15 protein-coding genes, 1 pseudogene and 1 riboswitch are annotated in these 14,569 nt (G+C 43.0%); of the genes and pseudogenes, 6 read left to right on the forward strand and 10 right to left on the reverse strand.

Translation table 11 applies throughout. The features are described from left to right. Positions 1-46: 46 nt before the first annotated feature. From DTA23_RS24065 to thiS, 9 genes and pseudogenes are all read right to left on the reverse strand, one after another. Positions 47-754, reverse strand: coding sequence for a HesA/MoeB/ThiF family protein (locus DTA23_RS24065; protein WP_112376240.1), 708 nt, complete (start codon positions 752-754; stop codon positions 47-49). Continuing rightward, positions 751-1,065 (reverse strand): ThiH family protein, encoded by a 315-nt coding sequence (locus tag DTA23_RS30675; protein ID WP_370445136.1) that lies wholly within the window; start codon positions 1,063-1,065, stop codon positions 751-753. Before DTA23_RS30675 ends, DTA23_RS24065 begins: the two co-directional genes overlap by 4 nt. Continuing rightward, positions 1,038-1,400, reverse strand: a complete 363-nt coding sequence (locus DTA23_RS30680) for a ThiH family protein (RefSeq protein WP_370445137.1) — start codon at positions 1,398-1,400, stop codon at positions 1,038-1,040. The genes DTA23_RS30675 and DTA23_RS30680 overlap by 28 nt, the downstream gene beginning before the upstream one ends. Positions 1,401-1,410: 10 nt before the next feature. Next, positions 1,411-1,884, reverse strand: coding sequence for a ThiH family protein (locus DTA23_RS30685; RefSeq protein ID WP_370445138.1), 474 nt, complete (start codon positions 1,882-1,884; stop codon positions 1,411-1,413). Between the two features lie 9 nt (positions 1,885-1,893). Beyond that, a pseudogene (locus DTA23_RS24075) lies at positions 1,894-2,664 on the reverse strand (thiazole synthase). Then, complete coding sequence (locus tag DTA23_RS24080) at positions 2,661-3,293, reverse strand: thiamine phosphate synthase (RefSeq protein ID WP_239468848.1); 633 nt, start codon at positions 3,291-3,293, stop codon at positions 2,661-2,663. The pseudogene DTA23_RS24075 and the gene DTA23_RS24080 overlap by 4 nt, the downstream one beginning before the upstream one ends. After that, positions 3,239-3,856: a thiamine phosphate synthase gene (locus DTA23_RS24085; RefSeq protein ID WP_112376242.1), complete on the reverse strand. Its 618-nt coding sequence runs from the start codon at positions 3,854-3,856 to the stop codon at positions 3,239-3,241. Before DTA23_RS24085 ends, DTA23_RS24080 begins: the two co-directional genes overlap by 55 nt. Further along, positions 3,853-5,667: a phosphomethylpyrimidine synthase ThiC gene (gene thiC / locus DTA23_RS24090; protein ID WP_070570535.1), complete on the reverse strand. Its 1,815-nt coding sequence runs from the start codon at positions 5,665-5,667 to the stop codon at positions 3,853-3,855. The genes DTA23_RS24085 and thiC overlap by 4 nt, the downstream gene beginning before the upstream one ends. A gap of 46 nt (positions 5,668-5,713) precedes the next feature. Continuing rightward, positions 5,714-5,920, reverse strand: a complete 207-nt coding sequence (gene thiS, locus DTA23_RS24095; protein WP_112376243.1) for a sulfur carrier protein ThiS — start codon at positions 5,918-5,920, stop codon at positions 5,714-5,716. A gap of 60 nt (positions 5,921-5,980) precedes the next feature. After that, positions 5,981-6,076, reverse strand: a riboswitch (TPP riboswitch). A 159-nt stretch (positions 6,077-6,235) separates the two neighbouring features. On the opposite strand from thiS, the gene DTA23_RS24100 reads away from it, so the two are divergent. Further along, on the forward strand, positions 6,236-8,878 hold the full coding sequence (locus DTA23_RS24100) for an alpha-L-rhamnosidase (RefSeq protein ID WP_112376244.1): 2,643 nt from the start codon (positions 6,236-6,238) through the stop codon (positions 8,876-8,878). A gap of 66 nt (positions 8,879-8,944) precedes the next feature. Here DTA23_RS24100 and DTA23_RS24105 read toward each other — a convergent pair whose 3' ends face one another. Beyond that, on the reverse strand, positions 8,945-10,357 hold the full coding sequence (locus DTA23_RS24105; protein WP_112376245.1) for an aminotransferase-like domain-containing protein: 1,413 nt from the start codon (positions 10,355-10,357) through the stop codon (positions 8,945-8,947). 111 nt (positions 10,358-10,468) lie between these two features. Between DTA23_RS24105 and DTA23_RS24110 the strand changes: the two genes are divergently transcribed. From DTA23_RS24110 to DTA23_RS24130, 5 genes are all read left to right on the forward strand, one after another. Further along, positions 10,469-11,359: a DMT family transporter gene (locus DTA23_RS24110; protein WP_112376246.1), complete on the forward strand. Its 891-nt coding sequence runs from the start codon at positions 10,469-10,471 to the stop codon at positions 11,357-11,359. 140 nt (positions 11,360-11,499) lie between these two features. Continuing rightward, positions 11,500-12,102 (forward strand): GrpB family protein, encoded by a 603-nt coding sequence (locus tag DTA23_RS24115; protein WP_112376247.1) that lies wholly within the window; start codon positions 11,500-11,502, stop codon positions 12,100-12,102. Between the two features lie 109 nt (positions 12,103-12,211). Next, a complete protein-coding gene (locus tag DTA23_RS24120; protein WP_046672965.1) occupies positions 12,212-12,640 on the forward strand; it encodes a DinB family protein in 429 nt (142 codons plus the stop codon). 76 nt (positions 12,641-12,716) lie between these two features. Beyond that, complete coding sequence (locus DTA23_RS24125; RefSeq protein WP_070570548.1) at positions 12,717-13,571, forward strand: GNAT family N-acetyltransferase; 855 nt, start codon at positions 12,717-12,719, stop codon at positions 13,569-13,571. Positions 13,572-13,773: 202 nt separating this feature from the next. Beyond that, the gene (locus tag DTA23_RS24130) at positions 13,774-14,412 is read left to right on the forward strand and encodes a hypothetical protein (RefSeq protein ID WP_070570550.1); all 639 of its coding nucleotides are present in this window, start codon (positions 13,774-13,776) and stop codon (positions 14,410-14,412) included. Positions 14,413-14,569: the final 157 nt, after the last annotated feature.

The following is a 14,569-nucleotide window of genomic DNA, read 5'->3' on the forward strand; positions in this document are numbered from 1 at the left end:
TTAAAGTGTTCTATCTCTTTTTGCGGAACGCCTTCCGAAATAATCCTTAGAAGGAGAGTTTCGAAAAACGCCAATGGAATGTGTCAACAACCGTTAACTGGTTGCTGTCTACGGGTAATCCGGTTACTATTTTAAGCACCTGCATGGCCATCATACTGCCGATAATACCGGGTAAAGGACCCAGCACCCCATTTTTATCGCAATTTGGAACCTGTTCCGGATCGGGGGGCGTTGGAAAGATATCCAATAGGTTTTTACTACCCTGATAGTTAAAGACAGCCAGCTGTCCTTCAAAACCATAGATGCTACCGTACACCAAAGGTTTATCGAGTTGTAGGCACGTATGATTAAGCAGGTAGCGTGTCGGAAAGTTATCACAGCAATCGACAATGATATGATAGGGAGCGAGCAATGCTAGCGCGTTGTCTGCATCTATTTTTACCTGAAAGGGCTCAAAATCAATTGTACTATTGTGTTGCCGTATATAGGCTGTGGCACTTTCTGTTTTTGCCTGGTGTATATTATCTTCGGAATGAATGATCTGTCTATTTAGATTGTGGATTTCAACCCTGTCAAAATCAACCAGGCCAAGTTTGCCTATACCAGCTGCGGCTAAATATTGAACGACAGGGCTCCCGAGTCCCCCCGCACCGACGACCAATACCTTGGCATCCATAATCTTCCGTTGTCCGGCAACGCCGATCTCTTCAATAAAAATCTGTCTGCTATAGCGATCAAAAATGTTATTTTTCATGTATTTAACGTACTATACCGGCATAATTGCTCTCCCAGTCTTTCATCACTGGAGAATAGCCCCATCTTTCTGATTTGATTTTTTATTGTTTCCATATCTCTTTCATCACTTACTTCAAATTGTTCCAAAGCTTGCGGATCAACAACATAGCCTCCCGGATTGGTCTTTGAAGCGGCACTCATGGTCGTTACGCCAATAGGTATGATATGATCCCTGAAGGTTTCGTTCTCTCGGGTGGAAATGGAGATTTCTAAATTTTCATTCCACAGGCGGTATGCACAGATCAACTGTAGTAGATCGCGGTCTGCCAAATGAAAATTTGGCTCAACAGAACCTTCGGCTGGTCGCAGGCGTGGAAAGGAAATCGAATAGCGTGTTTGCCAATATCGTTTTTGTAAATAGGCGATTGTGCCGCGGTGAAAAAGCTGTCCACCCGCCAGTCCTCCAGCCCAAGTAATACGCCCAATCCGATTTTATGGATTCCCGCCCGGCCTATACGGTCAGGCGTATCCAAACGATAGTCAAAATTGGACTTTTTTCCTTTCGGATGATATTGTTTGTAAACTTCGCGATGGTAGGTTTCCTGATAGACCAATATTGCATAGACTCCGGCTGCCTGCAGTAATCGGTACTCGGATTCTTCCAATGGCTGTACTTCAATGGATATCTGTGAAAAATGAGGTTTTAAAAGCCGAATAGCATTTAGGAAATAAGTGATCTCGACAGTTTTGTTGGCTTCTCCGCTGACCCAGTAAGATATGATTGATTCCCATGGCTTTAAGTGCCATTGCTTCCAGTAATAGTTCGGTGTTGCTCAGCGTTTTGCGTTTGATTTTATTGTCCATGCTAAAACCGCAATATGTACAGATGTTTTGGCACTCATTGCTCAGGTAAAGCGGGGCATAGAGCTGTATGGTTTTACCGAAACGACGTTGTGTGATTTGTTGGGTTTTTTGTGCCATTTGCTCCAGATATGGTGCTGCAGCCGGTGAGATGAGCGCTCTAAAGTCAGAGAGCGTTAAATGGTCTTTTTCTAACGCATGTTGTACATCCTGATCAGTAGCGTCATAAATCTGTGCATGGACCTTATCCCAGGAGTATTCATCGCGTATCATTTTGAAATCTGTCATAGTGAATTATCAATCAAATAAAAATGAAGTTAGGGGGCTCGAAGCGATTGCGTGGGAGCCTATCTTTCCCAATCCGGCCTCATAAGCTTTCCGTCCAGCGATAACGGCCTCTCTGAAAGCTTCGGCCTACGTATCGGATTATTAGAGACTGCAATTGCCGTATTGACAAGCACCGCATCAGCTCCGATTTCCATGGCTTTAGCGGCATCGGAAGGCGCTCCGATTCCAGCGTCTACGACCACTGGGACATTACTTTCCCTCAATAATAATTTCGAGAAAGTCCAAGGTACGCAGCCCTTTATTGCTTCCAATAGGGGCACCTAAAGGCATAACGACAGCTGTGCCTGCATTTTCTAAACGTTTACAAAGTACCGGGTCTGCGTGAATATAGGGCATGACGACGAAACCCAATTTAGCAAGTGATTCGGTTGCGCGTAAGGTTTCAATAGGATCGGGCAGCAGATAACGCGGGTCGGGATGAATTTCCAATTTCACCCAGTTTGTTTCCAGTGCTTCGCGAGCAAGTTCAGCCGCAAGTACTGCTTCTTCAGCTGTTCGTGCTCCCGAAGTATTGGGAAGCAAATGGATTGCCGCCAGATCGAGCGCGCTGATGAGGCTGTCGTCTGAGCCGGTCTGGTCGATTCGTTTGAGGGCGACGGTGACCAATTGGGAAGCCGAAGCCACAATGGCAGCGCTCATTTCCGTGAGATTACCGAATTTGCCCGTACCGAGAAATAATCTGGATTCAAATACGCGATCGGCTATATGTAGGTTGCTCATAGTAAAATTTTATTGATGGATGAAACAATGTTTGGAGTCTTGGTTACGATTCCCGAGAGTGCTACACCGTAGACGCCAATTTCTAATAGATGTTGGATATCTTCAAGTTGGCTTATACCGCCAATTGCGAATATTGGAATAGGGGTTAGGCCTTCTCGGCGGACTTGTTGGATGATGTTTTCATATCCTGCAATCCCCAGTAGTGGACTTAGTTTTTGTTTTGTCGTGGTATAGTTGAATGGCCCGAGCCCGATATAGTCACAATGTTCACTTATTCTTTGCTTTACATTGGCAAAGCTATTGGCTGTACCGCCGATTATTTTTCCTGCACCCAATAGGTGCCGGGCAGCTGCTACACTGCAGTCGTCCAGTCCCAAGTGCACCCCATCAGCGTCTACAGCCGCTGCAAGCAAAGGATGGTCATTGATGATACAGCTGGCACCAAATTCGGAACAAGCCTGCCTGATCTCTTCGGCGAGCGCATAAAGATCTTTTTCCTCGGCTTCCTTCCATCGGATCTGTATCCATTTGGCCCCAGCATCCAGCGCTTTCAGCATGTTGTTTTTTTGTTCCCTTATAGTTTTACCTTGTGAGATATATTGGAGTCTTTCCATAGTTTTTGTTTGCATGCAATAAAATTTTGAATAGGATCCCGATGTTTCCATAAAGTGCCATATAAGGCAATCCCATCTGCACCTTGCTGCATCGGAATAAGACAGTTGTCTTGGTTTATCCCTCCAAGACCGATGAGACGAACAGCAAAGTTGGCGCGTGACGGGAGTTGACCTAGTCTTGCATTATGCGTTCCATACCCCACTTTTGAGATGCTCGGAAATAATGGACTGAAAAAAGCATAGGCCCAACGTTCATCAAGGCTATTGAATTGATCAATATCATGCACAGATGTTGAACAGATTGTTGTAGGCCCCAGTTGATTTGCAGATTCATGCAGTCTACTTTTATCGTTCAGGTGGATTCGTGCAATCCCAAGCTCAGCCGATAGATGCGCATGTGAGTGTAGAACCAATCTGTCGCGGTATATAGGAGCTATAGTTTCTATATATCGCGACATTTGTAAGTCTGTAAAATGATACTTACGCAAATGCAGAATATCAAGACCTTCTTTAAACAACGCTGCTATAATCGCCTGTTCAGAACGGATTGTTTCTGCTGCTGTCAATGCAATAATCATGAATAGATCTCTTTTCCTTGTGCGATGAATTCCTGTGATTTTTCCAGCATCCCCTGGGCGGCACTATCCCTGATTTCCTGCGTTATTTTCATCGAGCAAAATTTGGGACCGCACATGGAGCAGAAGTGCGCAACTTTAGCCGCATCTGCCGGCAATGTTTCGTCATGATATTCCCGTGCGGTATCTGGATCAAGGGAAAGGTTGAATTGATCTTCCCATCTGAATTCGAATCTGGCTTTACTCAAGGCGTTATCACGATATTGTGCACCAGGGTGTCCTTTGGCTAAATCGGCCGCATGGGCAGCTAGTTTATAGGTGATTACACCATCTTTGACATCTTTTTTATTTGGTAGACCCAGGTGTTCTTTGGGGGTAACATAGCAAAGCATTGCACAGCCATACCAACCGATCATAGCCGCTCCAATGGCGGATGTGATATGGTCATAGCCTGGAGCAATATCTGTTGTTAAGGGACCTAAGGTATAAAATGGCGCTTCGTCACAACAGGCCAATTGCTTGTCCATATTCTCTTTGATCAATTGCATAGGAACATGTCCTGGCCCTTCGATCATCACCTGAACATCATGTTTCCAGGCGATTTTGGTGAGTTCGCCCAGGGTTTCGAGCTCCGCAAATTGAGCTGCATCGTTTGCATCTGCAATAGCTCCGGGGCGAAGACCGTCGCCAAGTGAAAAAGCCACATCATATTGTTTCATAATTTCGCATATTTCCTCAAAATGGGTATAGAGAAAATTTTCTTTGTGATGAAAAAGACACCATTTGGCCATGATAGAGCCGCCTCTGGAGACAATTCCAGTAACTCGGGATGCCGTGAGATGGATATAACGAAGCAATACGCCGGCGTGTATGGTAAAGTACGAAACACCCTGTTCGGCCTGTTCAATCAAGGTATCTTTGAATATTTCCCAGGTAAGATCCTCGGCCACCCCCTTTACTTTTTCGAGCGCCTGATAGATCGGTACTGTACCGATTGGGACTGGCGAGTTACGGATAATCCATTCGCGGGTTTCGTGAATATTTTTGCCAGTGGATAGATCCATGATGGTATCAGCCCCCCAACGACAGGCCCATACCGCTTTCTCAACTTCTTCCTCTATACTTGAACTTACGGCACTATTGCCAATATTGGCATTGATTTTAACAAGAAAGTTGCGTCCGATAATCATGGGTTCACTTTCAGGGTGATTAATATTATTGGGTATGATCGCTCTTCCGGCGGCGATTTCTTCACGGACAAATTCTGGTGTAATAGCTTTATCATGTGTTCTCGCACCAAAGTTTTGCCCCCGATGCTGATGATCCATTCCAGGGGTACTAGCTTCCAACTGCTCAATACGTTGGTTTTCCCGGATAGCAACATACTCCATTTCCGGGGTAATGATGCCTTGCTTTGCATAATGTAATTGGGTGACATTCTTGCCGGCGGAGGCTACTTTCGGTTTGTGGCTATAGGCAAATCGGAGTTCGTCCAACGTTGGATCAGAAAGTCGTTTTTGTCCATATTCAGAGCTGATGCCAGCCAACTGTATGACATCCTGACGATCCAAGATCCACTGCTCGCGAAGGCGAGGGAGTCCTTTGCGGATATCGATATGGATGGTGTCATCTGTATAAGGCCCAGAAGTATCATAGATTGTTACCGGCGGATTAATTTCGATCTGTCCATTCGTTAATTTGGTTGGGCTCAAGGAGATTTGACGCATAGCGACTTGAATAGGAAATAGTTTTCCGGCTACAAAAATTTTCTTTGCATTTGGAAAGGGGGATTGCGTAATTGTTTCAGCTGTCATTTTTTCTGTATTGTGGTGAATTACTCGGTTGATTTTTTTTGAAAGGCTAGCCGCCTTGAGATGCAGTGATTAAGATAATCTGATCATAAGGTTTAAGTGTTGTCGTACCCCAGTCCTTTTTGGGGATGACTTGGTTGTTGATGGCTACAGCCACGCCCTGGGTTTTGCCAGATAATTCCAAAAGTAACAAGCCTTCTAGTGAAGTAAGTGCGGGATCGAAAAATCGAATTTGATGGTTTATTGTAAGTTCCATTCCTTAATTTTTTTTGGTAAAACTTTAGGAATGGCTACACAAAGGCGCAGCAATGCACCTTGTAGACAGCTCACTTTTCCCTACGCCAGTATGATCCGGATCAGGTTCTAAGGGTAAAATCTCAGCCTGCATGAGCAGACACCCCTAAAGTTGCGACTAATATAAGGTTATTTTTATGAAAGTTGCAAGAATTTATTTTGCTGCCTGAGGTATATCGTGCAGGAAAGTACAGGTCACCATGTGGAAAATATTTGATATATTAGATTTTTAAATCAGCTAAAACAATTTAACAACCACCAAGAATAGTATCTTTTCATGCGTAGGATTTTATTGACAATACTGTTGTGTATAACGAACAGCACTTATGCCCAACCTAAAAGCAACTGCATCGCGGTACAGTTGACATGCGAACATCTGGTCAATCCATTGGGTATCGATGCAACCCAGCCGAGACTTAGCTGGCGACTTGAGGACCAACGTAATGGTGCGGTACAACAGGCTTATCAGATCCTTTTAGGGCAAGATTCGCTGACACTACTGAAGGAGACGAAAAATAGCTGGGATAGTGGCAAACAGCTCAGCTCGTCCATGTTAGTGCCCTATAACGGCGCACAGTTAAAGCCACAGACCACGTATTTCTGGAAGGTTAAAGTATGGGATAAGGATGGTATATCAACGAGCTCTAAAATAGCATCGTTCGAAACTGGAATGATGGGAATGGACCTTTGGAAGGGAAAATGGATTAGCGACAATAAGGATATTCATGCGCGAGAAACGCCTTATTTTAGAACAGAATTTAAGATAAATAAGCCGATAAAGTCTGCACGCGCGTATATTGCCACAGCAGGGCTATATGAACTTTCCATGAATGGTCAACGCGTAGGAGACCATCGCCTGGATCCAATGTATACTCGATTCGACCGGCGTACATTATATGTCGTGACGGACGTAACCCAGCAGCTCCAACAAGGACAGAACGCTATTGGCGTTGTTTTGGGGAATGGCTGGTATAATCACCAACCACTGGCGGTTTGGAACTTTGATAAAGCACCGTGGCGGGCCCGACCAACATTCTGTTTAGAGCTGAAAATCGTCTATACAGATGGTACAGTAGAAACTATTGTTTCAGATAAGCAGTGGAAAACAGCTTCGGGACCAATTACTTATAATAATATTTACACTGGTGAGCATTATGATGCAAGACTGGAAATACCCAACTGGGACAAACCTAAATATGATGATTCAACTTGGCAGGCTGTTCAGTATAGAAATGCGCCATCTGCACATATCGTTTCCCAACAGATGGTACCGATTCGGCTCGTGAAGTCCTATAAGCCCAAATCAGTGACAAAGATAGACCAACGTACTTATGTTTTCGATATGGGTCAGAATATGGCTGGGATTACAAAAGTTAAAGTCAAAGGAGCTGCAGGGACTATGCTACGTATCAAGCACGGTGAACGATTGTCGGCAGATGGGCGTCTTGACCTGTCCAATATTGATGTTTATTATCGGGGCGATAAGGAAAAGGAGCCCTTTCAAACGGACATTCTGACCTTAAGCGGTCGTAATGATGAGTTTATGGCAAAGTTCGGTTACAAAGGATTTCGTTACGTCGAAATTAGTAGTAGTGCGGCAATTGCATTGGATAGTTCGGCTGTGACCGCTTATTTTATGCATAGTGATGTGCCCGCTATTGGACAGCTCAAGACGTCATCAGCGTTGGTCAACAAACTATGGGAAGCGACCAACAATGCCTACTTGTCCAATTTGATGGGCTATCCGACAGACTGTCCGCAGCGCGAAAAGAACGGTTGGACAGGGGATGGGCACCTTGCGATTGAAACAGCTTTGTACAATTTTGACGGGATAACAGTTTATGAAAAATGGATGGCGGATCATCGTGATGAGCAACAGGAGAACGGTGTCTTACCCGATATTATTCCAACTGGGGGATGGGGTTATGGTACAGCGAATGGTTTGGATTGGACAAGTACCATTGCCATCATTCCCTGGCAGATCTATCAGTTTTATGGAGACCCACGTGCATTAGAAGAATGCTATCTTAATATCAAACGCTATGTGGATTATGTCGACGGAATCAGCCCATCTGGGTTGACAACTTTTGGGCGTGGAGACTGGGTGCCAGTGAAGTCACAGTCGAATCTGGAGTTGACCTCCTCGGTTTATTTTTATGTGGATGCGACCATCTTGGCTGCTACGGCTAAATTGTTTGGATACACAGCAGATCAACAAAAATATGAACTGCTGAGCAGAAAAATTAAGACGGCCATCAACGCTAAATTTTTAGATGCTTCCAAGGGTATTTATAGCAATGGAACACAGACTGAACTGAGTGTTCCACTCTATTGGGGTGTGGTACCTGACGAAATGAAAGCCCGGGTTGCAGCCAACCTGAATAAGAAAGTGGAAGAGACCAACTTTCACTTAGATGTAGGAGTATTGGGTGCAAAAGCATTATTGAATGCGTTAAAAGATAACGGTTATGCAACGACAGCCTATAAGGTTGCGGTACAAGATACTTATCCGTCTTGGGGATGGTGGATTGTAAATGGCGCAACAACATTGTTGGAGAACTGGGATTTAAAAGCAACCCGTGATATTTCAGACAACCACATGATGTTTGGCGAAATCGGTGGTTGGTTTTTTAAATCTATCGGCGGGATTCTGCCAGATCCTAAACAACCTGGATTTAAACATGTGCTCTTAAAACCCATCTTTCCCCAGGAACTGAAAGAATCTTCTATTTCTTATGATTCACCCTACGGTAAAATTGTTTCCGAATGGAAGTTAAAGGATAAAAAGATTGTTTATGATATCCAAATACCCGCAAATGCCACGGCGACATTTTATCCGCCGGATAATGTTAGCATTAGCAGTAGGGATGTCGTCCAATTGGAGGCTGGTAAACATAGGCTGGAGCTGGAACTCAAGTAATCATAGGCTCCGATCTGTTGTTTTATTGCTCCGACCGTTGGTATTATGCTCTTATCATGTTATGTATTAGAGTGCTTTTGTAAGTTTACCAAGCTGTTTTAATTTTAAAGCGAGTTCATTGCTCCAGGGTAAACCAATACAGAGACGCATGCAATGGTGAAATTGATCCTGTAAGGTGAAAATCCGCCCCGGTGAAATGCTGATCTGTAGTTTAAGCGCATAGTTATATAGCTTGCCTGTATCGATGTGTTTTGGAAACTCGACCCATAGGGCAAGTCCACCCTGTGGACGGCTAATTTTAGTGCCTTCCGGAAAATGGGCCGAAATGATGGCAGCGTAGCGCTGGTAGTTTTCCGTTAATGATCTACGAAGTTTACGCAGGTGGTTTTCATACTTTCCGGTTAATAGAAAATTTCCAACCGCCTCATTGATGATCGCCGTAGATGACAGGGAATGGATCAGTTTTAGTTTGATAATCTGTTCTTTGTATTTTCCAGGAGCAACCCATCCGACACGGAAGCCTGGAGCCAACGTCTTTGAAACGGATCCACACCAGAGGACATTGCCATCCCGGTCAAAAGATTTGCAACATTTGGGGCGTTGCGTGCCAAAATGGAGGTCGCTGTAGGTGTCATCTTCGATTAGCGGAATTTGGTGTTTTGACAGCAATGCCACAATTTCCCGCTTATGCTCATCCGGCATGCAATAACCCAAAGGGGTGTTAAAATTGGGGACCAGTAAACAGACTTTAATTTGGGGCAACAGATTTTTGAGGGCTTCAATGTCTATTCCTATGATGGGGTCCGTAGCTATTTCCAGCACCTTAAGCCCTAGACTGACGGCAAGTTGGAGGATACCCGGATAGCAGGGGCTTTCCAGAGCCAGTGTATCTCCAGGTTTGGTTAAGGCCATCAGACACAAAACTAAAGCATTCATACAGCCGTTGGTGGTAACGACATCATCTTCATTTAGATTTCCACCCCAGGCCAATGAACGTACGGCCACCATACGACGTAATTTTATATTGCCTTGCAAGGGTTCATATGCTGTGCCACCATCGCTGAGCTCCCGTGTAGCGAGGACGATTTCTTTTTTTAATTTTGCGGTAGGTAGGAGACTTCCGGAAGGAACACCGATTGAAAATAAGGTTAAGTCGCGACGTCCCATGGTTGAATACACCTTATTCATCAATTGATCCGGTTCTCTGTTGTTGGCGATTGGAATAGGTTGACTGGCTGCCGCCAACGGAAGTTGCAAATAGTTTGGAGGACTAACGAAGTAGCCGGATTGGGGCTTGGACTGTATAAGAGAACGTTCTTCCAACGCTAGAAATGCCCTTTTTGCGGTATTTATACTGATACCGTGTTCAGCGCTTAGCTTCCTCACCGAAGGTAGTTTTTCGCCAGCTTTTAAGACGCCTGATTTAATCTTATTGGCAATATTGTCTGCTATTTCATTATACAAATAATCTTTTTTCATCAAATTAGGATTAGTGTTCGTCTTTAAAGGTAACTGTGTCCATTGAATTATCAAAAACTGTGACTGTGCTTAATTCTTGTAATGGACGAACTTTGTGTAAAAGATTGATACATGGCGCAATTAAGTATAAGTAAATTACAGGAAAATACAACAAGCGGTTGGTTAAATGGTTTTATTGGTGTGGTATTATTTAGTGGTTCGTTGCCGGCAACACGCATGGCGGTTTTAGCTTTTGACCCTGTATTTGTTACATTAGCAAGGGCTTCCATTGCAGGCATATTGGCACTGATAACATTGATGGCTTTTAAGGAAAAACGTCCAGAAAGAAAGCAATTGGGGTCGCTATGCATCGTGGCAATAGGATGTGTCGTTGGATTTCCCTTACTGAGCGCTTTGGCTCTGCAGCACATCACGTCCGCGCATTCCATCGTTTTTATCGGTATTTTGCCCGTATCGACAGCCGTATTTGGTATTATACGCGGTGGCGAGCGTCCGAAGCCAATTTTTTGGCTGTTCTCTGCTCTAGGGAGTCTACTGGTGATCGGCTATGCGCTGGCACAAGGACTAACAGCCTCACCTTTAGGCGATGTTTTAATGATTTTATCGGTCATTCTCTGTGGTTTGGGCTATGCTGAAGGTGCAAAATTGACCAAGACGCTAGGGGGCTGGCAGGTCATTTCCTGGGCCTTGGTTTTGTCGCTGCCGTTGATCTTGCCACTTACCTTTGTCTACCTTCCATCGTCTTTTGACACTGTGCCTATCGGGGCCTGGGCCAGTTTAGCCTATGTGTCGATGTTCAGTATGTTTATTGGCTTTGTTTTTTGGTATAAAGGACTCGCCCAAGGTGGCACGGCGACCATCGGACAATTACAGTTACTCCAGCCTTTTTTCGGTCTGGCTTTAGCCGCCGGGCTTCTTCATGAACAAGTCGGTGTTGGCATGCTGGCCGTAACAGTTGCTGTTATTCTTGGTGTCGTTGGAACGAAGAGATTTGCCCGATAAATGCATTAGAAAAAAGAGAACTGGATTATAGGCTCTCTCGGAAAACGATAAATTTATTAACTTTAACTTTTAGGGTGTCATTCGAGGCGTATTTGATCGAATGATGTGTATTTATCTTGTATTGGCAAAGAAAACAGCGTATGATTTTACCGTTTGAACCTTATAATCCGATATGGAAAGCGAATTTTGACAGTATTCAACATGAACTTTTTACGTTGTTGAAACCAATAAGGTCGAGGGTTGATCACATAGGCAGTACGGCCGTTGAGGGATTGTCTGCCAAACCAATCATTGATATATTGATCGGTTTAGAGGAAGAAAACGATCTTGATCGTACTCCGCTCCTGTTGCGGGACAAGTGCTATGTATATTATGAAAAATACAATGAGGATATGCCTTACAGACGTTTTTTTATCGCCCTGATTGATCGTCCTGAAGTATTAGGATTACCAGAGCAAATCGCACCTGGCGATGAAATTCCAGCACGATTGCATGACCATTCGTTACGAGTAGCACATATCCATAGCATACCCTTGCAATCAAAACACTGGTTGCGCCATATAGCCTTTCGCGATTACCTGCGTGCGCACGACAATGTAAGAGATCGCTATCAGGCACTCAAAGAAAAATTGGTACTGCAGCAATGGAAAGATGGTAACGATTATAATGATGCGAAAGATGAATTTTTGAAAGAGCATGAAGCAAAAGCTGTGGAATGGTACAATAGTGGAATGGTACAATAAAGGTTGCGGAACAATAGAATCGTATTACAATGAGAACCTTGGACAAAGCAGCGTGGATGGATCGGATTAAATTGGTAAGAAATTAAGGTTATACTAGCTAAATTTAGGTATGAATACATTATTGGAAGAATTTGAGCATATTATTCAGAAGTTTTCTTCGCAAATTTTGGAAATAAATGATGACGATTTTAATCGCAAATTAGAACCAGATAAATGGAGCAAAAAAGAGATTCTGGGTCATCTAGTCGATAGCGCTTTTGTTAATTACCAACGGTTTATAAGAGCTCAATTTGAAGAAAATCCAAAAATATACTATGATCAGGTAGCCTATTGTGCATCTGCAGGTTACCAACATGCTGAGACCGAGAAATTATGCAATCTATGGCGATCGGTAAACGAACAATTGTTGTTTTTGTTTAAGCAGGTAATTGCGAACAAATTGATTCAAAGGACTTGTAATGACCATAGCCTCGAATTTTTAATGCTTGACTATGTGGTGCATTTGAAGCATCACAGAAATCAGATTTTGTCCGAATAAAAAAATTTAGGAAAGGATAGCATGAGAGCTCTTTGTTCAGGCATCAGTAAATTTAATAGTCCATAAAAAATAAGGGATGGAGATACGGAAATTGAAAGCGGGAGATAGTGCTGACTTATTAAAGGCAATTAATGGAGCTTTTGCCGACTATATTGTACCATTTCAGTTAGACGCATTGCAATTGGAGTCGAAGATCAGAGGCGAGGATATTTTAATGGACTTGTCAGTTGGTGTTTTTGACGGAATACAACTGGTAGCTTTTATTATGCATGGCATGCGAGAAATTGAGGGTAGTAAAGTTATCTACAATGCTGGTACAGGTGTTTTGCCCGCCTATCGGAACAGCGGATTAGTCGGTGAAATGTACAGATTTATGCAGCCATCCTTCAGAGAGTATCGCGTGAAAAAATTACTATTGGAAGTGATAGAAAGTAATCGACGTGCTATTCGGGTATATGAAAAAAATGGTTTTGTTAAAGGCCGTAGATTACTGTGCTTTGGAGGAGAACTTCATGTAAAGATGGGTGCTTTATCTGGCAGAACACAGCCTATCCGTATACAGTCTATCCATGACTTTTCTTGGGATATTTTGCAGTCTTTTTGGGATGTTGAACCCAGCTGGCAAAATAGAAGTGAGCGTAGTGAATTAATTCAGCTTAAAGGGTTGGGGGCATTTATTGGCTCCGATTTGGTGGGATATATCTTGTTCAATTCGTCCAATAGACGGATCTACCAAATTGCGGTAGCACAGCAGCATAGGCGGAAAGGTATTGCAACACAGCTTTTATCCGAGCTGAAAGTGTTTGTGTCCAGCGCAAAGGTACAAATTACTAACGTTGATGAAAAAGCCAAAAACTTACAACTATTTCTACAAAGACAAGGCCTGGTCAACACAATCAACCAGATTGAAATGGTCAAGATGATTTTCTGATAATATCAATTAAAAATTAAAGTATTTCATTTACGATCAATAATTGTGAAAACAAATGTTGTTGTAAAAGTGTTGTTTAACAAAAGGTTAGATAGGATGTGCTATTAAACTGTCCATTATAATTCTATTTACTGGTGTAATTTTACCATCCCTCGGAAAAGACGCTCTTCAACAATTTAAACGACACTAATTTTTAAAACATATGAAATCGAAGTCATTTTTAATCGCAATTGTCTCAAGCTTATTGTTGTTGGCTTGTAGCACTTCAACAAGGATAACAGATATCTATAAAAATAGAGACCTTACTCCCAAACAATATCAAACAATATTCATTATTGCAATGACAAACCACGCTAAAGCAAAGGAGGTCATTGAATCCAATTTGGCAGAAGCAGCTTCCATGCATGGCTACAAGGCTATTAAAAGCAGCGACGTTTTTAAACGGACGTTTACCAAAGATGAAAGTCAAAACAAAGATTTAGTGATGAAAGCAGTACACAGTTTGAATGCAGATGCCATTTTCACTGTTACCCTGATCGACAAAGCCAGCGAGACCCGATATGTACCGGGAAATGGGCCTTATATGCCTTATCCGAGATTTGGTTGGTATGGTAATTTTTGGAGCTATTACTCCCATTGGTACCCAATTGCATACGATCCTGGTTATTACACGACGGATAAAATGTACTATCTGGAAAGCAATCTATATGATGTTAGCTCCGAACAACTGCTTTGGAGTGTACAGTCTGAAACGATCAACCCTTCCAGCTTAGCAGATTTTTCTAAAAGTTATACAAAGGCGCTCGTAAAAGCATTGGAAAAGGATATTGCTGCTAAATAGCCATTGATAAAAAGTATGCTTTAAAAGCTAGCTTCAATTTAAATAATGTATTTGTGTAAAAATATTCTTTATAACACCGATTCAGTACCTCGTAAAGGCGTTTTATGGTGTAATAATAAACTAAATTGCATTAATATTGTTATATTGGCAAGCAATA

This window comes from Sphingobacterium multivorum (genome assembly GCF_900457465.1).
Classification (GTDB): domain Bacteria; phylum Bacteroidota; class Bacteroidia; order Sphingobacteriales; family Sphingobacteriaceae; genus Sphingobacterium; species Sphingobacterium multivorum.